29 protein-coding genes are annotated in these 24,732 nt (G+C 62.5%); 15 read left to right on the forward strand and 14 right to left on the reverse strand.

Annotated elements, in window-relative coordinates; all coding sequences use genetic code 11:
• Window positions 1–2: 2 nt before the first annotated feature.
• The 3 genes from NKI73_RS23235 to NKI73_RS23245 all read right to left on the reverse strand — a co-directional run bounded on the left by NKI73_RS23235 (window position 3) and on the right by NKI73_RS23245 (window position 3,184).
• Window positions 3–1,526: a tripartite tricarboxylate transporter permease gene (locus NKI73_RS23235; protein WP_352633143.1), complete on the reverse strand. Its 1,524-nt coding sequence runs from the start codon at window positions 1,524–1,526 to the stop codon at window positions 3–5.
• Between the two features lie 4 nt (window positions 1,527–1,530).
• The gene (locus NKI73_RS23240) at window positions 1,531–2,067 is read right to left on the reverse strand and encodes a tripartite tricarboxylate transporter TctB family protein (RefSeq protein ID WP_352633144.1); all 537 of its coding nucleotides are present in this window, start codon (window positions 2,065–2,067) and stop codon (window positions 1,531–1,533) included.
• 139 nt (window positions 2,068–2,206) lie between these two features.
• Window positions 2,207–3,184: a Bug family tripartite tricarboxylate transporter substrate binding protein gene (locus NKI73_RS23245; RefSeq protein WP_352633145.1), complete on the reverse strand. Its 978-nt coding sequence runs from the start codon at window positions 3,182–3,184 to the stop codon at window positions 2,207–2,209.
• 183 nt (window positions 3,185–3,367) lie between these two features.
• On the opposite strand from NKI73_RS23245, the gene NKI73_RS23250 reads away from it, so the two are divergent.
• Window positions 3,368–4,138 carry an IclR family transcriptional regulator gene (locus tag NKI73_RS23250; RefSeq protein WP_352633146.1) on the forward strand — a complete coding sequence of 257 codons (771 nt, stop codon included), beginning with the start codon at window positions 3,368–3,370 and terminating at the stop codon, window positions 4,136–4,138.
• Window positions 4,139–4,164: 26 nt separating this feature from the next.
• Here the strand turns inward: NKI73_RS23250 and NKI73_RS23255 are convergent, their stop codons facing one another.
• Window positions 4,165–5,265: an OmpA family protein gene (locus NKI73_RS23255; RefSeq protein WP_352633147.1), complete on the reverse strand. Its 1,101-nt coding sequence runs from the start codon at window positions 5,263–5,265 to the stop codon at window positions 4,165–4,167.
• A 106-nt stretch (window positions 5,266–5,371) separates the two neighbouring features.
• Complete coding sequence (locus NKI73_RS23260; protein ID WP_352633148.1) at window positions 5,372–5,905, reverse strand: GNAT family N-acetyltransferase; 534 nt, start codon at window positions 5,903–5,905, stop codon at window positions 5,372–5,374.
• Between the two features lie 438 nt (window positions 5,906–6,343).
• Here NKI73_RS23260 and NKI73_RS23265 point away from each other — a divergent pair, with 438 nt between their 5' ends.
• On the forward strand, window positions 6,344–6,799 hold the full coding sequence (locus tag NKI73_RS23265; RefSeq protein WP_352633149.1) for a DUF2214 family protein: 456 nt from the start codon (window positions 6,344–6,346) through the stop codon (window positions 6,797–6,799).
• Window positions 6,800–6,817: 18 nt separating this feature from the next.
• Here the strand turns inward: NKI73_RS23265 and nth are convergent, their stop codons facing one another.
• Entirely contained in the window at window positions 6,818–7,612 is a 795-nt protein-coding gene (nth, locus tag NKI73_RS23270; RefSeq protein ID WP_352633150.1) for an endonuclease III, read from the reverse strand.
• 22 nt (window positions 7,613–7,634) lie between these two features.
• Between nth and NKI73_RS23275 the strand changes: the two genes are divergently transcribed.
• Window positions 7,635–8,129, forward strand: a complete 495-nt coding sequence (locus NKI73_RS23275; protein WP_352633151.1) for a DUF2244 domain-containing protein — start codon at window positions 7,635–7,637, stop codon at window positions 8,127–8,129.
• An 89-nt stretch (window positions 8,130–8,218) separates the two neighbouring features.
• Here NKI73_RS23275 and NKI73_RS23280 read toward each other — a convergent pair whose 3' ends face one another.
• On the reverse strand, window positions 8,219–8,986 hold the full coding sequence (locus tag NKI73_RS23280; RefSeq protein WP_352633152.1) for a class I SAM-dependent methyltransferase: 768 nt from the start codon (window positions 8,984–8,986) through the stop codon (window positions 8,219–8,221).
• A gap of 163 nt (window positions 8,987–9,149) precedes the next feature.
• Here NKI73_RS23280 and NKI73_RS23285 point away from each other — a divergent pair, with 163 nt between their 5' ends.
• The 8 genes from NKI73_RS23285 to NKI73_RS23320 all read left to right on the forward strand — a co-directional run bounded on the left by NKI73_RS23285 (window position 9,150) and on the right by NKI73_RS23320 (window position 15,360).
• Window positions 9,150–10,025 carry a methylated-DNA--[protein]-cysteine S-methyltransferase gene (locus tag NKI73_RS23285; RefSeq protein WP_352633153.1) on the forward strand — a complete coding sequence of 292 codons (876 nt, stop codon included), beginning with the start codon at window positions 9,150–9,152 and terminating at the stop codon, window positions 10,023–10,025.
• 219 nt (window positions 10,026–10,244) lie between these two features.
• Entirely contained in the window at window positions 10,245–10,715 is a 471-nt protein-coding gene (locus tag NKI73_RS23290; protein ID WP_352633154.1) for a hypothetical protein, read from the forward strand.
• Window positions 10,716–10,737: 22 nt separating this feature from the next.
• Window positions 10,738–11,130, forward strand: coding sequence for a hypothetical protein (locus NKI73_RS23295; RefSeq protein WP_352633155.1), 393 nt, complete (start codon window positions 10,738–10,740; stop codon window positions 11,128–11,130).
• Window positions 11,097–11,609 (forward strand): hypothetical protein, encoded by a 513-nt coding sequence (locus NKI73_RS23300; RefSeq protein ID WP_352633156.1) that lies wholly within the window; start codon window positions 11,097–11,099, stop codon window positions 11,607–11,609. Before NKI73_RS23295 ends, NKI73_RS23300 begins: the two co-directional genes overlap by 34 nt.
• Window positions 11,584–12,066 (forward strand): hypothetical protein, encoded by a 483-nt coding sequence (locus tag NKI73_RS23305; RefSeq protein WP_352633157.1) that lies wholly within the window; start codon window positions 11,584–11,586, stop codon window positions 12,064–12,066. Before NKI73_RS23300 ends, NKI73_RS23305 begins: the two co-directional genes overlap by 26 nt.
• Window positions 12,067–12,220: 154 nt before the next feature.
• Window positions 12,221–13,126 (forward strand): ribokinase, encoded by a 906-nt coding sequence (locus NKI73_RS23310; RefSeq protein WP_352633158.1) that lies wholly within the window; start codon window positions 12,221–12,223, stop codon window positions 13,124–13,126.
• A 1-nt stretch (window position 13,127) separates the two neighbouring features.
• Window positions 13,128–14,576, forward strand: a complete 1,449-nt coding sequence (locus NKI73_RS23315) for an amidase (protein ID WP_352633159.1) — start codon at window positions 13,128–13,130, stop codon at window positions 14,574–14,576.
• 169 nt (window positions 14,577–14,745) lie between these two features.
• Window positions 14,746–15,360, forward strand: a complete 615-nt coding sequence (locus NKI73_RS23320) for a LysE family translocator (protein ID WP_352633160.1) — start codon at window positions 14,746–14,748, stop codon at window positions 15,358–15,360.
• A 157-nt stretch (window positions 15,361–15,517) separates the two neighbouring features.
• On the opposite strand, the gene NKI73_RS23325 is transcribed toward NKI73_RS23320, so the two are convergent.
• Window positions 15,518–16,459, reverse strand: coding sequence for a nucleoside hydrolase (locus NKI73_RS23325; RefSeq protein ID WP_023760738.1), 942 nt, complete (start codon window positions 16,457–16,459; stop codon window positions 15,518–15,520).
• A gap of 314 nt (window positions 16,460–16,773) precedes the next feature.
• Between NKI73_RS23325 and NKI73_RS23330 the strand changes: the two genes are divergently transcribed.
• Both NKI73_RS23330 and NKI73_RS23335 read left to right on the forward strand, forming a co-directional pair.
• Window positions 16,774–17,199: an Hsp20 family protein gene (locus NKI73_RS23330; protein WP_006339191.1), complete on the forward strand. Its 426-nt coding sequence runs from the start codon at window positions 16,774–16,776 to the stop codon at window positions 17,197–17,199.
• Window positions 17,200–17,264: 65 nt separating this feature from the next.
• Window positions 17,265–17,519 (forward strand): BQ00720 family protein, encoded by a 255-nt coding sequence (locus tag NKI73_RS23335; protein WP_023760740.1) that lies wholly within the window; start codon window positions 17,265–17,267, stop codon window positions 17,517–17,519.
• 148 nt (window positions 17,520–17,667) lie between these two features.
• Here the strand turns inward: NKI73_RS23335 and ptsN are convergent, their stop codons facing one another.
• The 6 genes from ptsN to lptC form a co-directional block, all read right to left on the reverse strand.
• Window positions 17,668–18,132 (reverse strand): PTS IIA-like nitrogen regulatory protein PtsN, encoded by a 465-nt coding sequence (ptsN, locus tag NKI73_RS23340; protein WP_013529589.1) that lies wholly within the window; start codon window positions 18,130–18,132, stop codon window positions 17,668–17,670.
• 105 nt (window positions 18,133–18,237) lie between these two features.
• Window positions 18,238–18,822: a ribosome hibernation-promoting factor, HPF/YfiA family gene (hpf, locus tag NKI73_RS23345; RefSeq protein ID WP_352633161.1), complete on the reverse strand. Its 585-nt coding sequence runs from the start codon at window positions 18,820–18,822 to the stop codon at window positions 18,238–18,240.
• Between the two features lie 265 nt (window positions 18,823–19,087).
• Window positions 19,088–20,614, reverse strand: a complete 1,527-nt coding sequence (rpoN, locus tag NKI73_RS23350) for an RNA polymerase factor sigma-54 (protein WP_352633162.1) — start codon at window positions 20,612–20,614, stop codon at window positions 19,088–19,090.
• A 257-nt stretch (window positions 20,615–20,871) separates the two neighbouring features.
• Entirely contained in the window at window positions 20,872–21,690 is an 819-nt protein-coding gene (lptB, locus tag NKI73_RS23355; protein ID WP_352633163.1) for an LPS export ABC transporter ATP-binding protein, read from the reverse strand.
• Window positions 21,690–22,274, reverse strand: coding sequence for an LptA/OstA family protein (locus NKI73_RS23360; protein WP_352633164.1), 585 nt, complete (start codon window positions 22,272–22,274; stop codon window positions 21,690–21,692). Before NKI73_RS23360 ends, lptB begins: the two co-directional genes overlap by 1 nt.
• On the reverse strand, window positions 22,261–22,974 hold the full coding sequence (gene lptC, locus NKI73_RS23365; RefSeq protein ID WP_352633165.1) for an LPS export ABC transporter periplasmic protein LptC: 714 nt from the start codon (window positions 22,972–22,974) through the stop codon (window positions 22,261–22,263). The genes NKI73_RS23360 and lptC overlap by 14 nt, the downstream gene beginning before the upstream one ends.
• Window positions 22,975–23,373: 399 nt before the next feature.
• On the opposite strand from lptC, the gene sppA reads away from it, so the two are divergent.
• Window positions 23,374–24,330, forward strand: a complete 957-nt coding sequence (gene sppA, locus NKI73_RS23370; protein ID WP_352633166.1) for a signal peptide peptidase SppA — start codon at window positions 23,374–23,376, stop codon at window positions 24,328–24,330.
• An 81-nt stretch (window positions 24,331–24,411) separates the two neighbouring features.
• On the forward strand, window positions 24,412–24,696 hold the full coding sequence (locus tag NKI73_RS23375) for an integration host factor subunit beta (protein ID WP_006200394.1): 285 nt from the start codon (window positions 24,412–24,414) through the stop codon (window positions 24,694–24,696).
• Window positions 24,697–24,732 lie beyond the last annotated feature (36 nt).

Here is a 24,732-nt window from a genome sequence, read left to right on the forward strand (position 1 = left end):
GATCAGGCATCGCCGGGCACATGCTCCGGTCCGCGCCGACGCCGGTGCTCGATGAAGGCCCAAATATGCGGCCCGGCGAGGCCGATGAAGGCCAGCGTCAGCAGCGTCAGCGACAGCTTGTGGGTGTAAAACACCGACCAGTCGCCATTCGAGATGGTTATCGCCCGGCGAAACTGGGTTTCGGCGAGCGGTCCCAGGATCATGCCGATGATGACGGGCGCTGTCGGGAAATCGAAACGCCGCATCAGGAAGCCGGCCGCCCCTAGCAAATAGAGGATGACGAGATCGATGGGCGATTGCGAAATGCCATAGGTGCCGACCGTCGCGAACACCAGGATGCCGGCATAGAGCTGCGGCGCCGGTATTTTCAGCAGCCTCACCCACAGCCCGATCAGCGGCAGGTTGAGGATGACGAGGATGACGTTGGCGATGAACAGGCTGGCGATCAGCCCCCAGACGAGGTCGCCCTGCGTCGTCAAAAGCAGCGGCCCAGGATTGATGCCGTAGCTCTGGAACGCCGACAGCATGATCGCCGCCGTCGCCGAGGTCGGCAGGCCGAGCGTCAGCATCGGCACCAGCACGCCGGCGGCGGACGCATTGTTGGCGGCCTCGGGGCCGGCGACGCCCTCGATCGCGCCGACCGTACCGAACTCGCCCTTGTGCTTCGACAGCTTCTTCTCGACGGCGTAGGACAGGAAGGTCGGGATTTCGGCGCCGCCGGCCGGCATGGCGCCGATCGGAAAACCAATCGCGGCCCCGCGTAGCCAGGGTTTCCACGAACGTCCCCATTCCGCCGCCGTCATGTAGAGCGAACCCTTCAGCGGCACGATCTCATCCCTGCCGGCATAACGGCGCGAAGCCATGTAGAGCGTCTCGCCGACGGCGAACAGGCCAACGGCGACAATGATGACGTCGACGCCGTCAAGCAGTTCGGTCATGCCGAATATGAAGCGCGGCTGGCCGGTCTGCAGGTCGACGCCGATCATGCCGATAGCGAAGCCGGCGAACAGGCTGGTCAGGCCGCGCACGGAAGACGAGCCGAGCACCGCCGAAACGGTGATGAAGGCCAGCACCATCAGCGAGAAATATTCGGCCGGGCCGAAGGCCAGCGCGAATTTGACCACCACCGGCGCCAGGAAGGCGACGCCCATCGTGCCGATGGTGCCGGCGACAAACGAGCCGATCGCCGAGGTGGCGAGTGCCGCGCCGCCACGGCCGGACCGAGCCATCCTGTTGCCTTCCAGCGCGGTGACGATGGTGGCGCTCTCGCCGGGCGTGTTGAGCAGGATCGACGTCGTCGAGCCGCCATACATGGCGCCGTAGTAGATGCCCGCGAACAGGATGAAGGATGCTTCCGGCGCCACCTGATAGGTGATCGGCAACAGCAGGGCAATGGTCAGTGCCGGCCCGAGACCGGGCAGCACGCCAATGGCGGTGCCGAGCGTGGTGCCGAGCAGGCACCACAGAAGATTGACCGGGGTGAAGGCGACCGAGAAGCCGTGCGCGAGATGTCCGAGCGTTTCCATGGCGTCAGCCCCTCAACATGGTGATGAACGCGTCGATGACCGTATTCAGCTGGTTCTCGATGACGCCGGCACCGATGTTGACGCCGAGCGCCCTGGCGAAGCCGAAATAGGCGGCCAGCGCCAGGATCAGACCGAGCACCGCATCGCGCAGCGTGCGCTTGCTGCCGAAGCCATAGCAGACGAGAACGAACATGATGACGGAGGCCGCCGTGAAGCCGAGAGGCTGGATGAGCAGCAGATTGGCGATCAGGCCGATGACGACGAAACCCATCGCCTTCCAGTCGGTCGGCGTTTCCTTTTCCTCTTCAGGCTGCCAGCCACCTCGAAGCGCCGCCAGGATGAGCAACAGCGAAAGCACCACCAGTCCGACCATGGTGAGGTAAGGAAAAACTGTCGGCCCGACCTTGGAATAGAGCGGCGACACCGGGATCGCCAGCGTCTGCCAGGCCACTGCACCGGCACAGGCCAGAAGCCCGATACCGATCAACAATTCCGGCACTGCAAGGCGCGGCGGCGCCGCCTGCTGGTCGCTGCTGCTCATGATTGTCCTCCCCAGGATAGCTGGCCCAAGATAGCTGGCCAAGATGCCCGACACCGCACGGCCAGTCCTCGCCGTAGTTTCATGCCGGTTCTGCATTCCATGCGAGAAGGGGCGGCGTGCGCCGCCCCTTTAGGGAAGATCAGGCAAGCCCGAGATCCTTGAGGATCGCCGCGATGCGGGCCGTATCCTCGGTGACGAATTTCGCATAGTCGTCGCCGGTGAGCAGGATCGGCGTCCAGTTGCGGTTCGTGCACTCAGTCGCCCAGGTATCGCTCTTGGCCATGGCCTCGACCAGCGTGATCATCGCCGTCTTGTCGGCATCGGAAACGCCGGGCGGTGCGAAGACGCCGCGCCAGTTGAACATCTCGACATCGATGCCGGCTTCCTTCAGCGTCGGCGCGTCGATGCCGTCCTGATGCTTGTCGGCCGAGATGGCAAGCAGCCGCAGCGCCCCGGCCTTGACCTGTTCGGAGAACTCGCCGAAGCCGGAGATGCCGGCAGCGACCTGGTTGCCGAGCAGCGCCGACAAAGCCTCGCCGCCGCCAGCGAACGGGACGTAGGACAGGTTTGTCGCCGGCACGCCGACGGTCTTGGCGATCAGCCCGAACAGGATGTGGTCTGAACCGCCTGCCGATCCGCCGGCGACAGGAACCTTTGTCGAATCGGCCTTGAGCGCGGCGACGAAATCGGCGGCCGTCTTGAACGGCGAGTCCGCCGGCACAACCAGCGCCTCGAACTCGCCGGTGAGGCGGGCGATCGGCGTCACTTGCGTCAAATTGTTGGCAGCCTTGTTGGCGATGATGGCGCCAACCATGACCATGCCGGCAACCATCAGCGAATTGCCCTTGCCGTTCCACTGGCTGATGAACTGCGGCAGCCCCACGGTGCCACCAGCGCCGCCGACATTGGTGATCTGCGACCCGGAGATGAGCTTTTCACTGCGCAGCACCTGATCCATGGTGCGAGCCGTCTGATCCCAGCCGCCGCCGGGTGCGGCCGGCACGAAGAGCTGGATCTGGGGTGCGCCTTCGGCGAAAGCCGAAGAGAGATGCGACGCCACCAGGCCGGCGGCGCCTGCGGCGGCGGTGCTCATCAAAAATCTGCGTCTGTTCAGCATGGGATTCCTCCAGATCACGACACCTCCTCCGGTGCCTGCCAAAACGCGCCTGAATCCAGACCCGTTATCAAGTTCAAGCAGATGTTACCGAGTTCTGTCAACGGGAACGATATTCTGCTAGACAGAACGCAACAGCAGCGCGACACAGTGGCCGCACTCGGCCTCTCCGAACTGGGAACCGCAATGGACTCACCAAGCAATTCAGCTGATGCAGAAATTCGGCGCGCGTCGGCCGAAGGTGTTGCAGCACTTGATCGGGCGATTGCCATCCTCGACGCCTTCACCACGGCCGACCGGTCGCTTAGCCTGGCCGAAATCGCCGCGCGCACCGGCCTCTACAAGAGCACGATCCTGCGGCTTGCGCATTCCCTTTTGCGCGGACGATTGCTCGAGCGCCTCGACGATGGGCGTTACCGCGTCGGACCCGCCACCTTCCGGCTCGGTGCGCTCTATCAGCGTTCGGTCGTGGCGGTCGATATCCTGTTGCCGATCATGCGCGACCTTTCCGAGCGAAGCTGGGAGAGCGTTGCCTTCTATGTCCGCTCGGGCGACGTGCGCACCTGTCTCTACCGCGTCGAATCCAAGCACCCGATCCGCTACACGATACGCGAAGGCGACGTGTTGCCTTTGCTGGTCGGCTCGGGCGGGCGCGTGCTTGCGGCGTTTTCCGGCCAGCCGGGCGAGCCCTACGAGACCATCCGCAAGACCTGCAACTGTCTCGCCGTCGGCGACCGCGACCCCGAGACGGCGGGCGTGTCGGCGCCGGTGTTCGGGCCGGGGCGCGTCTTGCTCGGCGCCCTGACGTTGGCCGGCCCCAGCACGCGCGTCGACGCGGCATTTCTCCAGCGGATGAAACGTCCGCTGCTCGAGGCGGCCGCCCGCGCCACCCGCGCCTTCGGCGAAGACGCTTCCATGCTGGAGCAGGCAAGCGTGGCGGCGGATGCCATGCCGTAGAATGCGTCCTCGTTGGGAAGGCTCGCTCAGTTCAACTTGACCAGAACCACGCGGCGGTTCTTGGCGCGGCCCGCGTCGTCATCATTGCTGGCGACAGGCGCCATCATGCCGGCGCCGGCAGCGGTCAACCGCGCCCCGTCGATGCCGTACTGCGACACAAGTGCCGCCTTGACCGCTTGCGCCCTTCGCGACGACAGGTCGAGATTGTATTCGAAGGCGCCCTGATTGTCGGTGTGGCCGACGACGATCACGGCCATCTTCGGGTCGTTTGCCAGCAGCGTCGAAATCTCCTTCAGCGTTGGTCCCGACTCCGGCTTGATGTCGGCCTTGTCGGTGTCGAAGAAGATGCCGTAGAGCGAAATGCTGCCGGTGGCGGAGAGTGAATCCGCCATCTTGGCCGCCTCGACGACCACCATTTTCTTGTCGCGTGCCTTGGGTTCCAGCACCTGGACGACGGCAATGGTGCGGCCGTTAAGTCCCTTGCAGTAGAGATCGTCGGTCATCGAATAGGTCTGCACGGTCACATAGGCGTCGCCGCCGTCCTGCGGCACCTTGGCCGAGAAATAGCGCTGGTCGTTGATGCCGGACGTCAGCGCGCAGGCGCCATTGGAGAATGCCGCGTCCTTCACATCGCTCTCATGGAAGGAATACATCGTCAGGCTCATGTCGCCGCCGCCACCACTCGACGAACGGTCGGCAGCGCCGCCGCATTCCTCCTTCTTGCATTCGAACAGGATTTCGCCGCCGGCCGCCCCGATCACATCCTGATAGTTGCGCAGCACCTCAAGAGGCGAGCGCTCGGCCGGCAGCACATAGGCAATGCGGGTCAAGGCGCCCTCGACCTCGACCTTCTTGTCGGGTGCGAAGACACGATTGTTCATCGCATCACGCGCGTCCGGGTCGGCGCTCGGCTTCAGCGGCGACAGCGGCACGCTGAAATCGGTGAAGGCAAACTTTTCATAGGAGACGATGAACGAACCTTCGTAGCGCTTGGCGAGATTGTTGTCGGCTGCGCCCTCGATATCGGCGGTCGGCACCGTCGCGTCGGCCGCGGCCAGCCGCAGTGTCAGCGCGAGAACAAGCCCCGCCCAGAAGAACTTCATGGCTGTCGTCTTGAATGCACGCATCGATCATCCCCCTTCGCACCATGATCGATGCTAGCAGAGCGGATATGTCCAGTCGATGACGCCGCCTAAGGTCGATTCGACCTGAAATCTGAATCTGGCGCTGGGGTCACCGCGCCAGCAGGATGGTGGCGGCATCGTGATAGGTGGTCTGCACCACTTCCCGGTAACCGCACTTCGCCGCTACCCTCAGCGAAGCGGCGTTTTCCGGATCGATGATGCAGACGGTCTTCTCCCGCCCGAACGTCTCTTCGCCCCATGCGAGCACGCGGCCAACCACCTCGGTGGCGAAGCCCGCCCCGTGCACGGCCGGAACCAGCGCCCAACCGGCCTCTGGAATGCCTTCGATCGACGGCTCCATATCGCGCTTCAGATCGTGAAAACCGGCCTCGCCGATAAAACGGCCGGTCGCCTTCTCCTCGATCGCCCAGAAACCATAACCGAGCAGCGACCACAGGCCGGCGTGACGCAGGAAGCGCATCCAGCTCTCTTCGCGCGTGCGCGGCTTGCCGCCGATGAAACGGGTGACGACGGGATCGGTCCACATCGCGGCATAGGCGTCGAAATCTCCCCGCCGGTGTGCCCGCAGGATGGTTCGCTTCGTCTCGATGACTGGGGCAGTGGTCGCTAGCGGATTGTTCATGGGATCTGCCTCGCACGGATCGTCAGCACTTAGCAAATCACCGGTGCGATGCAAGGCCAGGGCGACACGGCCAGGGCAACAAACTCGGGTTTGCGGGTTCCTTCGGAGCCTTCGCCTGCGCATCGGCTGATGGAGCATCAAACGAAAAACCCGCCTGTGTGGCGGGTCACTGGCGCAAATCAGCACCATGGACAAATATGTACCATAGCTGAGGTCACGGAATCAAGAAAAAAATCCTATTACCGACACAAAAGCCGACACCGCCGAACTGTCGTCAGGTCTTTTGTTAGCTTGAGTGCGGAGCCCTGGCGACACGGCCCATCATCCAGGCTCCGCTATGGGAATTTTGCGCGACGGTGTTATTTTCACGATGGGCTGATTCAGCATGCAGCCCCTTTTTCAGGAGCGGGCCGGTGCCGTCAAACCCAGGGAACGAGCATGGATACCACCGACCTTGTGCTTGCCATTGTCCATCATGTGCTGGTGTTTTCGCTGGCGGGAATCATCGGCGCCGAATTCATCCTGATCCGCGGCGATCTGGCCGCAGCGACGCTGAAGCGGCTCGCCGGCATCGACCGCCATTATGGCATCATCGCCGCGCGGATCATCATCGTCGGCATCGGCCGCGTCTTCTACGGCCTCAAGGGTTGGGAATTCTACGTCTACAACTGGGTGTTCTGGGCCAAGATGGCGTCGTTTGGCATCGTCGGCCTGCTGTCGATCATCCCGACGGTGCGCTTCATTTCCTGGAACAGGCAGGCGAGCGCCAATCCCTCGTTCCTGGTGCCGGCGACCGAGCTCGCCTCCGTAAAGACCTACATCCGCGCCGAGGCCTTCATCTTCCTGCTGATCCCGGTCTTCGCGGCGGCGATGGCGCGCGGCTACGGCTACTAGGATAGGCCGTTTGGAGAGTTATGCCGTTGAGGCGAGCGGCGCGAGCTCGACCAGCGGTGCTGGAATGCTGGTCGTCTTCTCCTCGGCCTTGCAGATGTCGGCGATGACGCAGGCCGGACAATCCGGCTTGCGCGCCTTGCAGACATAGCGGCCGTGCAGGATCAGCCAGTGATGGGCGTGGCGCATATATTCGTCCGGAATGATCTCGAGCAGCCCCTGCTCGACCTGTTCCGGCGTCTTGCCGGGCGCCAGCCCGAGCCGGTTGCCGATGCGCAGAATATGGGTGTCGACAGCCATCGTGTGCTGGCCGAAGGCCATGTTGAGCACGACATTGGCGGTTTTGCGCCCGACGCCCGGCAGCTTGACCAATTCATCGCGGTCGTCGGGCACCTCGCCGCCATGGTCGCGGATCAGCGCCGCCGACAGGGCGATGACGTTCTTGGCCTTGTTGCGCCAGAGCCCGATGGTTCTGATGGTATCGCCGACCTTGGCTTCGCCCAGCGCCAGCATCTTCTGCGGCGTGTCGGCGGCCTTGAACAGCGCCCGCGTCGCCTTGTTGACGCCGGCATCGGTTGCTTGCGCCGATAGCACCACCGCGACCAGCAGCGTGAAGGCGTTGAGATGCTCGAGTTCGCCCTTCGGTTCCGGCCGCTGGATCGAAAAGCGCCGGAATATCTCGTGCACTTCCGCCGGGCTGTAGCGCGACGAGCTTCGCACCGGCCGCGGGCGCGGTTTGGCATTCGACCCATCGCGCCGGCCGGGCAACAGCTCTTTTTTGGATGTGGAAGAATCTTTGGACTTGGGGCTCGCCATTTCCCTCCTATAATATCCCCTCATGAGCGACACAAACGCCTCGTTTCAGGCCGACGAGCCATTCTTTCAGGCGCTATTGACCCCGCACCGGTCGCTGGGCCGGACAGGCTTCTTCATCCTGATGGGCGCGCTGCTGTTCGGCTGGTTGGCGACAGGCGCGTTTTTCCTGTCGCGCGGCGCCTGGCCGGTGTTCGGCTTCTTCGGCCTCGACGTGGTCGCCGTCTACATCGCCTTCCGCGTCAACTATCGGGCCGCCCGCGCCCGCGAGGAGGTGTCGGTTTCGCGCACCAGTCTCGACATCCGCAAGACGGCGCCATCCGGTAAATCGGTAGCGCATCGCTTCAACCCGTTCTGGGCGCGGTTTTCGGTCGCCCGTCACGCCGAGATCGGCATCACAAGGATGACAGTTGAAGGGCAAGGCCAGAACGTGCCGATCGGATCTTTCCTGGACCCAGACTCCCGAGAAAGCTTCGCCACGGCTTTTTCACGCGCGCTGGCGACCGCCAAGACGCGCTAGCAGCAATTCCAGGAAAAGTGTGAAGCGGTTTTCCCGGGAAAAGCGCGCAGCGCTTTCCCTGGGGAATTGCGCCAAACAGAGCGGATATCTCAGAACCGATAACGCAACAGCCTGCCGATTTTTCGCAATGCAGGAATATACCTCCACAGGCGGATGAACAGTTTCGCGGACCAGCCCATGCGGGCGGCGTGTTCGGGCTTGTAGGCCGAGATGTCCTCGACGAATCGCAGCTTCGGAACGGCTCGCTCCAATTCGTGCGGATCATCGATCGCCCAGTGGACCTCGGCGCCCGTCGCCTTGATGGTCGGATTGAGACGAAGCAGCTTCAGGCCGAAACGGCTGTAGGCGTCGAACACCAGCTCGCCGCTGGCAAGATGCGCGACAAGCCGCGCAAGCAAGCGTGGCCCTTCGTCGGCGGCGAGATAGGGCGTCAGTCCTTCCGCCACCACGATGGCCGGGCGGTTGCGGGGCACTTCAGCCAGCCAATCGGGCTCGGTCACCGACGAGGCGACCAGATGGTAATGCTCCCGGGAGGGGTAAAGCTTGCGCCTGAGTTCGATGACCTCGGGATAGTCGACGTCGAACCAGTCCGCGCCTGATGGTGGATCGACACGGAAGATGCGCGTATCGAGCCCGCAACCCAGGTGCAGCACGATGGCATCAGGATTTCTGGCGAGAAAGTCCTCGACGCGGACGTCCAGCGTCTTTGCCCTGATCGCCAGGCCGACGCCGAGATTGTTGTCGACCTTGAGCCTGGAGAAATCATAGTCGATCTTGCACATCGCCTCGTCGGCGAAATGATCTCCGAGCAGCGAATCCGGCAGCCGGCTCTCCAGCGCCTTGCCGTAGAGCGTCATCAGCAAGGTCTCCTTTGCCCCGGTGAGATCTACTTTTTCGCCAGTAATGAGCGACTCCTGGGCTCGAAATCGGAGTCTATCTGGGTATGCGCCGCAGGAAGGCAAGTTTCGGGTGGCGATCGACGCCCCAAGGGGCGATATTCCGGCTCAAGGAGACAGTTCCATGAGCACACACACAGCAGTCCTCAAAAAGGACATCACGCCGCAAGGCAGTGACTATGAAATCGTGCGCCGCGCCATCGAGAAGATCAGCCTCGATTACCGCGATCAGCCTTCTCTCGAAGAACTGGCCGAGGAGGTCGGCGAGACGCCGACCGGCCTGCAGAAACTTTTCACCCGCTGGGCCGGCTTGTCGCCCAAGGCCTTCCTGCAGGCGGTGACACTGGATCATGCGCGCAGACTGCTCGATTCCGGCATGCCGCTGCTCGAAACCTCGTTCGAATTGGGCATGTCCGGCCCCGGCCGGCTGCATGACCTGTTCGTCACGCATGAGGCGATGTCGCCGGGCGACTACAAGACGCGCGGCGCCGGGCTCACCATCCGCTACGGCTACCATTCCTCGCCGTTCGGCACGGCCCTGATCATGGCCACCGACCGCGGGCTTGCCGGCCTCGCCTTCAGCGACCCCGGCGAGGAACGTGCCGCCTTCGCAGACATGTCCAGCCGCTGGCCGAACGCCATCTATGTCGAGGACATGGCAGCCACCGGCCCCTATGCCGCGCGCATCTTCGACCCGACGCTGTGGCGTCCCGACCAGCCGCTGCATGTCGTCATGATCGGCACCGACTTCCAGGTTCGCGTCTGGGAGGCGCTGCTCAAGATTCCGATGGGCAAGGCGCGCACCTATTCCTCGATCGCCGCCAGCATCGGCGCGCCGAGCGCCAGCCGTGCCGTCGGTGCCGCCAACGGCGCCAACCCGCTCTCCTTCGTGGTGCCTTGCCACCGCGCCATCGGCAAGTCGGGCGACCTCACCGGCTATCACTGGGGTCTGACCCGCAAGCGCGCCATCCTCGGCTGGGAAGCGGGGCAGGTGTCGTGAATATCGATTTTCCGAGTTTTGCCGCAGAGATATATAGATATGGATAATTTCCAAGTATAAGTGCGATTTACGCGTCAATTTTATTTCTTGCAACCGAGAGCAACCTCCGGTTACCCAGTTGTTGTTTTTAGAATTTATTTTAGTTAACTCTAAATTAACTACGATAAAGTGATGATGACCCTTATTAATTCGGGCGATCCGGCTTGATGGGAGGTCTCGATGACATTGTTTCGCGCCGCCTTCGGCGCAGTTCTGCTGGTTGCCTGTTTTGACCAGACCGCATCGGCCACGCAGCAAAATGTCATTTTCAATGGCACGATTGCGCCCACCTGCACGCTTGTCGTTGCCACCAACGGCACGATGACGGTCAGTCCCGATCTCCAGTCCCTGAGCTCCCACAACAGCGGCGGCTCGGCTGGAACCGTGACGCTGACGACGACCGGAGGTGTGTCGCTCAGCGTCGATCCGGTCACCACCACGACGGCGCCATCGGCTGACAGCACATCGACGACCTGGACACCGACCTACTCCGCCGCTGGTGCGCACTCTATCGTTGAGACCGGCTCGGCCACCAGCATCGGCACCCCCGGCGCCGATCTCGTCTCGGTCCACCTCGCCGGCACCAAGGGTGGCGCCAATCGCTTCGCCAACGGCAACTATCAGGCAACGGTAACGCTGCGCTGCGAATGACGCCGCAGCGAAGGAGGGGGCTTTGAAACATGCTCGAATCCTGGCGACGGCACTGGCCGTCGGATTGGCGCCCATTGCCGCCAAGGCCCAGTCGATGTCGCCCATGCGTGGCGAGGTCAACAGCTTCACCGACGTCTTCGCGGTCCGCGTTTTCCCCGCCAACCCCTACGACCGGAAGATCCGGGTCGAAATCCATGTCTACGATCAGAATTTTCAGCCGGTAGACGCCAGGATCTCTCCGAATGTCTTTCAACTGGCTTCCCAGGCTTCCCGTTCTGTCCTTGTGGTCGTGTCCTTTGACGGCGCCGCCGAGCGTAAAGTGCGTATCTGTACCGAAAGCATCCCCTTTCCCAATCAACAGACGCAGATAAGGGCACAGATATGCGGAAAGTTTTTTGGGCACCGCAAGTCCTGACACTCGCGCTCGCGGCTGCGTCGGCGGGCATCTCGCCGGCATTGGCAGAGGATGTCTACAACCTCAACCAGAATGAGAGCGGCTTCAACCTGCCCGGCGTCACCTTGCCCCAGGGCCAGGACGAGGTCCATGCCGCGGACGGCACCACTTGCCGTTCCGCAGTCTCCGGCACCGGCGCCTATGTCGATCTCGGCGTCATCAGAGGCAACAGCCAGTCGGACAACAGCGTTGCCACCTATGGCCGGATGGTGATCCCGATCGGGCGCACGCCGAAGCGCGTCGATTGCAGTCGCCTCTACGAGCTTGAGGTCGAGCGTCTGCAGCTGGAGCTGAAACTCCTCAAAATGGGCCTCGGCGCCGACGGCCAGACGGCGAGCGTGGCCGCCAGCGCTCCTGCGGCCGCATCACCCGGATGGGCCAACGAAGGCTGGAGCATCAGGACCGGAACCAGCGATGGCAAGAAAAAGAAGAAGAAATAGCCGCGCGCTGCTTGCGATGGCAGCACTTGCCGGCTTCTGCCTTCCGGTGCAAGCGGCGATCATCGGCACCTGCACCATCGTGGTCGGGTCATCGGGAACGATGACCGCAAATCCGGCCATCGGCATACTGGGCTCCAAGCAGGCAGGCGGATCGAGCGCGAGCGCCACGATCGTGGCAAGCTCGCTGCTGTGCTCCTTGCTCAACTTGCTGGACTGCTATTCGGTTTCGGCACCGGCGCCAGCGGCATTCTCGTCCGCGCCGAGCGGCGGCGGCACCAATGTGACCTTCGCCTCGGTCTTCCGCCTCGATGGCTCGGGGACTGACAACACCGGAAGCGTGCCGCAGCGGGTTGTCAACGGCACCCACCCTATGCAGATCGACCTCACCGCCACCAAATCGAGCGGTATCTTTCCCGCCGGCAATTATCAGGGCACGGTTACCGTGCGCTGTGAATAAGCCACGACACATCAAATCGAGCTGGACCATTGGCGTGGTCTGGCAAGCCACGGCCTTACAGGGTAGCTTCCCGCGCAATTGGAACGACCTGCGTTCGCCCAGACGGACAAAGGGCGCTCCGACATCTTGGATTTGCGCTGGCAGGAGGCCTTGCTTGATTATCGTCATCGGCTCGATCAACCTCGATCTTATCGCCAATGTCGACCGCCTGCCGAGCCCCGGCGAGACGGTGTCCGGCTCGGCCTTCACCACGGCGCCCGGCGGCAAGGGCGCCAACCAGGCGCTGGCCGCCGCGCGCGCCGGTGCCTCGGTGCGCATGGTGGGCGCCGTCGGCAAGGACAGCTTCGCCGCCGAAGCGCTGGCGATGCTGCGCGACGGCAAGGTCGACCTGTCCGGCGTCGCCGAGACCCACGCCTCGACTGGCACGGCGCTGATCATGGTCGGCGACGACGGCGAGAACATCATCGCCGTGATACCGGGCGCCAACGCGTCTGTGGTGCCCGGCGATCTCTCCAAGGCCTTTTTCAAAAAGGGCGATGTCGTGCTGCTGCAACATGAGATCCCGCTTGCGACGGTCGATGGCGCACTCGACCAGGCAAGAGCGGCCGGCGCCATCACCGTGCTCAACACAGCACCCTTCCAGGGCGAAGCAGCAGGCTTTCTCGGCAAGGCAGACTATGCCGTCGCCAACGAAACCGAGTTCGACCTTTATGGCGAAGCTTTGGCATTGAACGGCCGCGACCGGGCGGCACGCATGCGCGACTTTGCCCGGAAAACCGGCCGCACCATCGTCGTCACGCTCGGCGGCGACGGCGTGATGGCGGCGACGCCGACCGATTTCCTCAACGTTCCGGCCCTGAAAATCACGCCTGTCGACACGGTCGGCGCCGGCGACACGTTCTGCGGCTATTTCGCCGCCGGTCTGTCGTCCGGCCTCACGTTGGAACAGGCGCTGGCGCGCGCTGGCGCGGCCGGCTCGATGGCTTGCCTCAAGCCTGGCGCCCAGCCGGCGATACCGCTGGCCAGGGATGTCGATCAGGCTTTGCAGGAAACCCGTTGAGATGCTGCGCCCTCGGTCGAAACATGCCGTGCCGCCGGCCGGTGACATCTGCCGCCTGTCCGCCATCGAGCTCGCCGACGCGATCCGCCGGAAGACACTTTCCGTGCGCGAGGTGGTGACGGCATTCCTCGACCGCATCGAAGCGGTCAACCCGCTGGTCAACGCCATCGTCTCCTTGCGCGACCGCAGCGACATCCTGCGCGAAGCCGACGCGGCCGATATCAGACGGACAAGTGTCGAAGCCGGCCCGCTCTTCGGCCTGCCGATCTCCATCAAGGATCTCGCGTCGACTACGGGCCTCAGGACGTCTTTCGGCTCGCCGATCTTCGCCGATTTCGTGCCCCAGGAAGACGATTTCTTCGTCGAGCGCATCCGCGACGCCGGCGCCATAATCATCGGCAAGACCAACGTCCCCGAATTCGGGCTTGGCTCCAACACCTATAACACCGTGTTCGGGCCGACACTCAACGCCTTCGATCCGGCCCTGACAGCCGGGGGCTCGAGCGGCGGCGCGGCGGTGGCGCTGGCGCTCGACATGGTGCCGGTCGCCGATGGCAGCGACTTCGGCGGCTCGCTGCGCAACCCGGCTGCCTGGAACAATGTTTTTGGCTTCCGCCCGTCACAGGGGCTTGTTCCCGGCGGACCGGATTTCGAGGTCTTTCATGCGCAGATGGGCGTCGACGGACCGATGGGCCGCAATGTCGCCGACATGGCGCTGCTGCTCGATGTGCAGGCGGGCTACCATCCGCATGCGCCATTGTCCTATGAAAAACCGGGCTCGTTCCTCGAAGGGCTTGCAACAAAAGTGACTGGCGGCCGTATCGCATGGTTCGGCGACCTCGGCGGTCATCTGCCGGTCGAACCCGGCATCCTCGATTTGTGCGAGGCAGCACTTGGCCGGTTTGCGGATGCGTCCTTCCCCAGCGAACCCTTGCTGCCGGATTTCGATTTCGAAGCGCTGTGGCAGGCCTTCGTGACGCTACGCCAGGCCAGCAGCGGCTGCGCGCTCAAGACACACTATGACGACCCCGCGAAACGCCGCCTGCTCAAACCGGAAGCCATCTGGGAAGTGGAGAACGCGATACGGCTGACGGGGCCGCAGATCCGCGCCGCCTCTGTCATCCGCACCTCCTGGCATCGCACGCTGCTGTCGCTCTTCGACCGCTATGATCTCGTTGCGCTACCGACCGCGCAGGTCTTCCCCTTCGATGTAAGTACGCATTGGCCCCGTGAGGTCGCCGGACGAGCGATGGACAGCTACCACCGCTGGATGCAGGTATCAGCGTTCGCCACGCTGGGCGGCTGCCCGGCGGTCAACGTGCCGGTCGGCTTCGACGGCCGGGGCCGGCCGATGGGCATGCAGCTGATCGGCCGGCCGCGCGGCGACCTTGCCGTGCTGAAGGCGGCAGCGGCCTATGAGGCGACGCTGCCCTGGCAGCCCGGCGCCTGAGCCGGCTGGACTGCGTATCGGAGCGCTTCGCGCACCGGCTTGCACCGGCAGCGCTGCCATGCATTGATTATCCTCAGCTGCGCCGCATCGGCGGCATTCCTATAGCATGATCCCGAAAAGCGGGAGCCGGTTTCGGAAAAGATCATGCTCCAACAAAGAGGGAAAAATCATGTCGCTCGAACTCTACGCCGCCTATGTCCTCGCTTGCATCGTCATCATCCTGGTGCCCGGTCCGACGGTCACGCTGATCATCGCCAACAGCATCCGCCATGGCACCCGCGCCGGTCTCGCCAATGTCGCCGGCACGCAGGCCGGGCTTGCCGTGATGATCGCCATCGTCGGCATCGGCCTCAACACGCTGATTTCAGGCATGGGCCATTGGTTCGAATGGGTGCGGCTGATCGGCGCCGCCTATCTGATCTGGATGGGCGTCCAGATGTTCCGCTCAAAGGGCAAGTTGAACGCTGACGGGACCGCCAGGAAGCCGCACGGGGGCTTCTTCCTGCAGGGCCTGCTCGTGGCGCTCAGCAACCCCAAGACTCTGATTTTCTTCGGCGCTTTCTTTCCGCAGTTCATTTCGTCACAAGGCAACTACTCGCTGCAAATCGCCGTCATGGGCCTCACCGCCATGATCTTCGCGGCCATGTCGGATTCGACCTACGCGCTGGCCGCCGGGCGCGCCGGGCGCCTGCTATCGGCCAACCGCATCAAGCTTTTGTCGAGGATCAGCGGCAGCTTCATGGTCGGCGGCGGTCTGTGGCTGGCGTTTTCACGGTCGAAGTGAGCACGCCTCTTCCCTCGCCCCGTTTACGGGGAGAGCGTGGTCGCGAAACGACCGGTTGAGGGGCAGCTCCAGGGTCGCAAACAGCAAGTCAGCGTTTGTGCCGCCCCTCATCCTCACTGCCGGGACCTTCTCCCCGTAAACGAAGAGAAGGAAGCTCTCACAGCCGCCCCAACCTCTCCACCAGCAACGCAAAAAACCCGTCATGGTCGATGTCGCGCATCACCATGGCGTTCTTCGGCCGCTTGGTGACGCCCCACCAGTCGATCACGGTCATGCCCATGGTCAGTTCCGAGGCGGTTTCCACGCTGACGTTGCAGTTGCGACCCTTGAAGAGTTCAGGCTTCAGAAGATAGGCGATGACGCAGGGGTCGTGCAGCGGCCCGCCGTCGGTACCGTATTTCTCTTCGTCGAAACGCTCGAAGAATTCCAGCATCTCCGCGGTGGCGGTACCGACCTTGGTGCCGAGTGCGCGGAAAGTCTGCGTGCGCTTGGCGGTGGTCAGCGCCTTGTGGGTGACGTCGAGTGGCATCATCACGATCGGAATGCCGGATTTGAGCACGACATCGGCGGCATGCGGATCGACATAGATGTTGAATTCGGCGGCCGGCGTGACGTTGCCGCCTTCGAAGAAGCCGCCGCCCATCAGCACGATTTCCTTGATGCGCGGTGCGATGCGCGGTTCGCGGATCAGCGCCAGCGCAATGTTGGTGAGCGGCCCGAGCGGGCAAAGCGTGATCGTGCCGCTTTCTTCCGTCATCAGCGTCTCGACGATGAAATCGACCGCGTACTGGTCTTGCAGCTTCATCGTCGGCTCGGGCAATTGCGGCCCGTTGAGACCTGTCTTGCCATGTACTTCCTCGGCGGTGACCAGTTCACGCATCAAGGGCCGGATGGCGCCGGCATAGACCTTGATGTCCGGGCGGCCAGCCAGCTCGCAGATCTTGCGGGCGTTCTTTTCGGTAAGCTTCAGCGGCACGTTGCCGGCAACGGCGGTGATGCCGACGATCTCCAGCTCGGAGCTGCCGAGCGCCAGTAAAATGGCGACGGCGTCATCCTGGCCGGGATCCGTGTCGATGATGATCTTGCGTGATTGGGGCATTTCAATTCCTTGTTTGGCGAAGCCATGGACCTGGATGAATCTGACCGAAACATCCAAATGACGCCGAAGCGGCCGCGAGCTGCCATGTCGAACCGCTCGACCTGGGAAGACGCTCCCGGCCTGCGCGCTTCTCCTTGCATCTGCTCGCCGTTTCAAGCGCCATGCCGATCATTCCTGTGAGTCCACGACCTGGTCTTTTGGGCGGGTCTATTGACGGCTTGAACTTGGTCGCGGGGCGGACCATATCAAGACCACCGGGAAAAATGCCATCTGGGTTTTTCCACTTTATGTCGCTCTTGAGAGGACAGTGTAACATGAGCCGAATGACGCCTTTTTCCAGCCCGCTTCTCCTTGGTTTCGACGCCATGGAAAAGACTCTGGAACGCCTGGCGAAATCCGGTGACAGCTACCCTCCCTACAACATCGAACGCCTCAGCGGCGCTGACGGCAAGACCGAGAGGTTGCGCATCACATTGGCCGTCGCCGGTTTCGCCGAAAGCGATCTCGATGTCACCACGGAGGAAAACCAGTTGGTCGTGCGCGGCCGTCAAAACGACGACACCGAGCGCGAATTTCTTCATCGCGGCATCGCCGCGCGCCAGTTCCAGCGCTGTTTCGTGCTGGCCGACGGCATGCGGGTGATTGCGGCGGAACTGAAGAACGGCCTTTTGTCGATCGATCTCGATCGGCCGGAGTCCGAACGGCTGGTACGGAAAATAAACATATCGGTGAAAGACTGATCTTTACCGATGGCTCTCATGCGGGATGGCCTTGAGCGGCGTCCTCGCGCCAAGGAGGCTTTGAAATGACCAGAACTGAAAATATCACCATGACCAATGGCGAATTCGCTCATCTCGGCGAGGGCTCGGTCGCTTATCTCAGAAAGGTCTCGAGCGACGAATTGCTCGGCCGGTTCCCCAACCTCGGCGAAATCGCGCCCGGCATGGAACTGTGGGCGCTGTTTGCCGCCAATGGCCAGCCGATCCTGCTTTCGGATGCGCGTGACCGTGCACTGGCCGGCGCCATGGAAAACGACCTGACCACGGTCGCCATTCACTAAGAGCAATTCCAGGAAAAGTGTGAAACGGTTTTCCCGGGAAAAGCGCATAGCGCTTTCCCTAGGGAATTGCGTGGCTCTAAGAATAATACCCTATTGAAACGAACAGGGCCGCCCGTGGCGGCCCTTGCGACGGTCTCGTCCTGAAAATTCAGGCCGCGTGCGAGGCCTGGGTGTCCGACAACAGCGCGTGAATTGCCGCGGCGTCGCGCGTGCCCCTGATCTTGGCCACCGTGTCGGCGTCGCGCAGCACCCGCGCGATGCGCGACAAGGCCTTGAGATGATCGGCGCCCGCACCTTCCGGCGCCAGCAGCAGAAACACCAGATCGACCGGCTGATCGTCCAGGGATTCGAAATCGACCGGCGTCTCCAGCCGAGCGAAAACCCCGGCGATACGCTTCACGCCGGCCAGCTTGCCATGCGGAATGGCGATGCCGTTGCCGACGCCGGTCGAGCCCAGCCGCTCACGCTGCAGGATGGTATCGAACACCTCCCGTTCCGGAATGCCGGAAATCGCCGCTGCCCGTTCGGACAGCAGTTGCAGCAGCTGCTTCTTGGAGTTCGCCTTCAACGCCGGCAGTATCGCCGGAACGTTGATAAGATCGCTCAGATCCATTCTTGAAAATCCCTTGTTCGCCTGCCGTCACCAGTCCCCACCCCTCGTGCGGCCGGCTTTTATCCCCGTGCGACCCTTATCGTCACGTCCGTGCGACCCTTGTCGTCACGCTTGTGCGACCTTGGTCGTGGACGGGTCGATCCAGCCGATATTTCCATCGGGCCGGCGATAGACGATGTTGAGCTGGTCGTTTCCGGCGTTGCGGAAGACGAAGACCGGGCTGTCCTTGGTGTCGAGCTCGATGACCGCCGACGCCACCGACATGGTCTTCAGCGTCATGGTCGATTCGGCAACGATGGCAGGTGCGAAATTCTCCGGAATGTCCTCGTCGTCGTCCGCAAGGGGCGCCATCACCGTGTAGGCAATGTCGGTCGGTTCGCCATTTGCGGCACCTGAACTGTGTGACTTCAGCCGCCGCTTGTAGCGCCTCAGGCGGGTCTCCAGACGATCCGCCGCGGCCTCGAAGGCCAATGTCGGATCCTGGGCGTCGCCGGTGGCCTGCAGGGAAGCGCCCGAATCCAGCCGGATCATGCAATCCGCCGAATAGCGCGAGCCCGATTTGATGACCGTGACGTGTCCGGCAAAGCCGCGATCGAAATATTTGCCGATCGCTTCGCCGACACGATCGTTGATGCGTGTGCGGAACGCATCGCCGATATCCATGTGTTTTCCCGATATGCGCAGATTCATCTGAAAACTGACCTTCCTTGCTCAGGCTTCAAATTGGCCTGAGTTTATACTCGTGATCCGTGCGCACAAGCTTTGCGGCGTCACTCGCGCCGATTTTAAATCCAAACTTTCCGGTTGATCACAAGCCGCCTTTTGACCGTCCCGAGGCCAACGTCGTGACGGACCATCCGCATGCAGGCATCTAGCCCGTCTCATGCGGGCGGGCTTCTAGCCACTTCACCGCGGCTTGTCAATGAAGTGCTGGCCTGTGGAAAATCGAACCATGTCAGCGCCCGGCGCTGGCCATCGCCCGTTTCTCGCGCCGGCGCTGCACCGAGGAGGGAATATTCATGCCTTCCCGGTACTTGGCGACCGTACGCCTGGCAATATCGACGCCACTCTCCCGCAACATGTCGACGATCGCATCGTCGGAAAGCACGTCGACGGGTTTTTCCTCATCGATCAATTGCTTGATGCGGTCGCGCACGGCTTCCGAGGAATGCGCATCACCGCCGCCCGACGCCGCGATCGAGGCAGTGAAGAAGTACCGAAGCTCGAACACGCCGCGCGGCGTCAGCATATATTTGTTGGCGGTGACCCGGCTGACCGTCGATTCGTGCATGCCGATGGCATCGGCCACCGTGCGGAGGTTGAGCGGCTTCAGCTGACGCACGCCATGGACGAGGAAGGCATCCTGCTGGCGAACGATTTCCGAGGCCACTTTAAGGATCGTCTTTGCCCGCTGGTCGAGGCTGCGCGTCAGCCAGTTGGCGTTTTGCAGGCATTCGGCCAGGAAATCCTTTTCCGCCTGGTTCTTCGCCTGCGGCGAGACCTGGGCGAAATAGATATGGTCGACCAGCACGCGCGGCAGCGTTTCGGCATTGAGTTCAACCGTCCAGCTGCCGTCATTGGCGGCACGCACCTCGACATCGGCGACGATCGCGTCGCTGGCGCCGCCCGAAAATGCCATGCCCGGCCGGGGATCGAGTGCCCGGATCTCGGCCAGCATGTCGAGCAGATCCTCCTCGTCCACGCCGCAGATCCGTTTCAGCGCGTGGAAATCACGCCGCGCCAAGAGTTCGAGATTGGCGATCAGCGCCTTCATCGCCGGATCGAGCCGGTCCCGCATGGCAAGCTGCAGCGACAGGCATTCGGCAAGGTCGCGGGCAAACAAGCCGGCCGGCTCGAAGGCCTGGCACACCGCCAGCACCTTCCCCACTGCGACGGCGTCGGTACCGAGACGGGCGGCGATCTCGGCCAGGTCGGCGCGCAAATAGCCGGTCTCGTCGAGGCCGTCGGAGAGATCGGCGGCGATCAGCCGCGCGGCCGGGTCGGCGAAGGCGAGCGCGACCTGTTCGCCGACGTGGTCGCGCAGCGTGATCGCCGCGGCCGCCATGTCGCCGGCATCAAACCCCTCGGACGAGGAACTTGCGCCATTGCCGGAAGCCGATTTCCATTGCGCCGTCAGGTCTGGGCCGAGCCGCTCGCTGGTGCCGGGGTCGTCGGGAAACAGGTTTTCCAGCGACGTGTCGAGCTTGTCCGAGATCGCCTCGGCGCTCCACTGCGTCTCGTTTTCGAACCAGTCGCCGTCAGTGGTGGCTTGCGGCTCCGCCTCGATCTTCTGCGACTGGTCGCTGGCGGCATCGTCCTGCGGCTCGGCGCGCTCCAGCAGCGGGTTGCGCTCTATTTCCTCGTCGATGAAATGCTCGAGTTCGCCATGCGTGAACTGCAGCAGCCGAATCGACTGCATCAGCTGCGGCGTCATCACCAGCGACTGCGATTGTCGTAGCTGTAGTCTGGCCGCCAATGCCATGGTTCGGTTTCAAACGCCTCGTCTACGCATCCGGACTTCCGGAGAACAATTTTTGCAGCCGGTCATAGAAACTGGCCCGGCTTTTGCTTGTCAAGGCAATTGCTAGCAAAACCCGCTTACCGGAGCGTTATCGCGGAGCAAAATCGAGGAAAAAAGCCCCGCGAGCGCAAAAAAATCGTGTCAGGAAACAAATTTCACGCTCAGAGCAATTTCAGGAAAAGTGTGAAACGGTTTTCCGTCCGAAATTGCGTCGAGTGTCAGAGCGTAAAACCCTCGCCGAGGTAAAGCCGCCGCACATCGGGGTTTGCCACCACTTCGTCGGCTCGGCCATGGGTCAGCACTTGGCCGGCATGGATGATGTAGGCCCGGTCGATCAGGCCAAGCGTTTCGCGCACATTGTGGTCGGTGATGAGGACGCCGATGCCGCGCGCCGTCAGGTGGCGTACCAATTGCTGGATATCAGCGACGGCGATCGGATCGATGCCGGCAAAAGGCTCGTCGAGCAGCATGTAGGCCGGACGGGTCGCCAGTGCACGCGCGATTTCCAGGCGCCGCCGCTCGCCGCCGGAGAGCGACATGGACGGCGACTTGCGCAGATGGCTGATGTGGAATTCCTCGAGCAGCTCGTCGAGATTGCGCTCGCGCACCTTGCGGTCCTTTTCGACCACTTCCAGCACGGCACGGATATTCTGCTCGACATTGAGGCCACGGAAAATCGACGCTTCCTGCGGCAGGTAGCCGATGCCGAGGCGTGCGCGACGGTACATCGGCATCGAGGTGACGTCGAAGCCGTCGATCTCGATCGTGCCTTCATCCACCGGCACCAGGCCGGTGACCATGTAGAAACAGGTCGTCTTACCGGCGCCATTGGGGCCGAGCAGGCCGACGGCCTCGCCGGCACGCACGCCGATGGTGACGCCGCTGACGACCTTGCGGCCCTTGTAGCTCTTGGTCAAACCCTTGGCGATCAGGGTTCCCTTGAACTTTCCCGCATCGACGGTCACCGTGGCCGGCGCCGAAAGTTTGCCGGCGGCCCGTCCCGGAAGACGCGCCGTCAGCGACGACAGGCTGGTCATCAGGGGTTCGTCGCTCCCGATTTCGGCGGCGGCGTGATCGACATCTGGACGCGTTGCCCAGCGCATGGATCGACTTGGGCCAGCCCGGTTTTCATCTGCACGGTGAGCTTGCAGCCGACCAGGACATTGTCGTTTTGCGACAGAACGACCTTTTTGCCCGAAAGCACCAGAACCTGGCTCTTCATATCGAAGCTGCCTTGATCAGCGGTCGCGACCTGCGCATCCGACTTCACGTAAACCTTGTCGGAAATTTCCAGATGATCGATGTTGGCCGAGCCGGTCATAGCCGCCGCGCCAGCGGCTTCCGTGCCCTTGGCGCCGGCGTTGGGATCCTTGACGTAGTAGACCATCATCTTGCCGGCCTTCATCAATGTCGGCCCCTGGACGACGCTGACATTGCCGGTGAAGATGGCGACACTTTCGGCCTGGCGGACCTCCAGCTTGTCGCTTTCGATCTGTATCGGCTTGTCGCCGGACAGTTTGAGACCCGATTGGGTGGTGGACTGCGCCAATGACGGCACCAGTCCGAGCAGCAGCAACGCCGAAGTTGCAGCCGCGAGCCGCGTCGAACTACTGAGCCGCATTGGTTTCTCCGCTATTTCCCTCTGCCGCCTTCAAGGCGGCGGAATCGATATTGACGCGCACTTTGCTTTCGAAAACCATAACCTTGCCATTGTCCCGGACCGACATCGAATCCGATGTGATCCGCGACCCGCCACGGCTGACATCGACGGGATCTCCCGTCTTCATAGTGCCTTTGCCCATGTCGAGGAAGACAGATTTGAACTTGGCCTGCATGCCGTCGGTTGTGGTAATCGTCACGTCGCTGGTCAGGTTCATCGTATTGCCGTCACGATCGTAGGTGCCGTTCGAGGCCTTGATCGCAGCGACGTTGTCAGGCGCGATCGGCACCTTGGCATCGATGCCTTCCAGTTCGATGATGCCCTGCGTGCCGACATCCTGAATGGCGCGCAGGGCAGTCATCGAATAGGGCTGCTTCTGCTTGGTGAAACCGTTGAGCTTCGGATTGGCCATCACCAGCTTGCCATTGGAAAAGGCCGTGCCTTCCGCCTGGACCGTAACGGAGACGGGTGCGGCGAGATAGGAATAGACCGGGAAAGCGATGGCGATCAGTGCCGCGGCCACCGGCACGGCAAATTTGAGAACGCGCACGCGGCGCGAATGACGCTGCGCGCGGTCGAACGCATCGCTGCGCGTCCGGCCGTCCGCCGGGGGAGCCAACTCCGTCTCGGCGTTGGTCGGTTCAATCGGTCGCGCTAACATTCACTGCTTTCTTCTAAACCCCTGCCCGGAGCCCCGCCTATAGGTGGGACGCCGGCGCCTTCAAGCAAGCACAAGCCCACGAAAACTGCAAAAATGTGACAGCCGCAATTGTACAGATGAAAACGAGGTCTGCACAACTTGCACGTTCTGCATAGCAGAAACAGACACGCGGCGTAAAATTTATCAACTGTCGGTCTCGCGGCGATTGCACAAATACGTGAGCAGACCAGTGCCTGGAGAGAGGCGGGAAGCCCGCCTGGCCGGCCTGTTCGATTGTCGACGCCGATGGCTATCTCGCCCCTGTGAGCGGATTGTCTCGCCATGCGCAAAAGAGAATTGCTTCCAGATGCGAGGATCATGGTCTAAAAGCGTCTCTCCCCGCCGACTGAAAGGCTGACCATGGCACTGAGAGCCGACGACCTGATCGACCGCCGCCGGTTGCGACGCAAACTGACATTCTGGCGCGTTGCCGCCATCGGCATCGTAGCCCTTGGGGTGATTGCGCTTTCAGCCTGGTTCTATGGCGACGATTTCGGCGGCTCGGCGGTCGACCATATCGCCAAAGTCAAGATCGAAGGCACGATCACCGAGGACGAGGAGCTGATCAAGCGGCTGGAAACCATCCGCATGTCGCCGAGGGTAAAGGGCGTGATCCTGTCGATCGATTCGCCCGGCGGCACCACGGTCGGCGGTGAATCGATCTATGACGAGGTGCGCAAGCTGGCTGCCGACAAGCCTGTCGTGGCGGAAGTCGGCACGCTCGCCGCATCGGCGGGCTATATGATCGCCAGCGCCGCCGATCATATCGTTGCCCGCAAGACCTCGATCGTCGGTTCGATCGGCGTGCTGATCCAGTATCCCGACGTCAGCGGCCTGATGGACAAGCTCGGCGTCAAGCTCGAGGAAGTGAAATCCTCGCCGCTGAAAGCCGCGCCCTCTCCCTTCAAGCCGACCAATGACGACGAGCGCGCCATGGTCCGCAAGCTTATCCTCGACAGCTACGACTGGTTTGTCGGCATCGTTGCCGAGCGCCGCAAGATGACCCGCGAACAAGCGCTGGCGCTTGCCGACGGCTCGATCTTCACCGGTCGCCAGGGTGTCGCCAACGGACTGATCGACGCTGTCGGCGGCGAAACCGAAGCGGTCCACTGGCTGGCGACCAAGGGCGTCGATGCCAAACTCGAGGTCGTCGAATGGAAGGACACCGAACGGCGCGGCGGCTTCTTGTTCTCAAAAGCCATGGCGCAAACGATCGGCAGCGCGCTCGGCCTGCCTGCTTACACCGGCGACGTCATCCATGAACTCGGCGCCGACCGCTTGTTTCTTGACGGTCTCGTTTCCGTCTGGCACCCTTGAGATGCGTTTGGGGCAAGTGAAAAAAGCAAATAAAATCATCCTCATAATTTTGACCGCACTGCTTTCACGGGGATCCGTCTCATGATCAAGTCCGAACTTGTGCAGATTATTGCCACGCGCAATCCGCATCTTTTCCTGCGCGACGTCGAAAACATCGTCGGTGCGATCTTCGATGAAATCACCGACGCCCTTGCCGAAGGCAATCGGGTCGAACTGCGCGGCTTCGGCGCTTTTTCGGTGAAAAACCGTCCCGCCCGCACTGGCCGCAACCCGCGCACCGGCGAATCCGTCGAGGTCGAGGAGAAATGGGTGCCGTTCTTCAAGACCGGCAAGGAACTGCGTGAAAGGCTGAACGGCGGCAAGTAGGCGCGGGCGTCAGCGCCAGACGGCCTCTCTGAGAGG

Source organism: Mesorhizobium sp. M0496 (assembly GCF_040321205.1).
GTDB lineage: Bacteria > Pseudomonadota > Alphaproteobacteria > Rhizobiales > Rhizobiaceae > Mesorhizobium.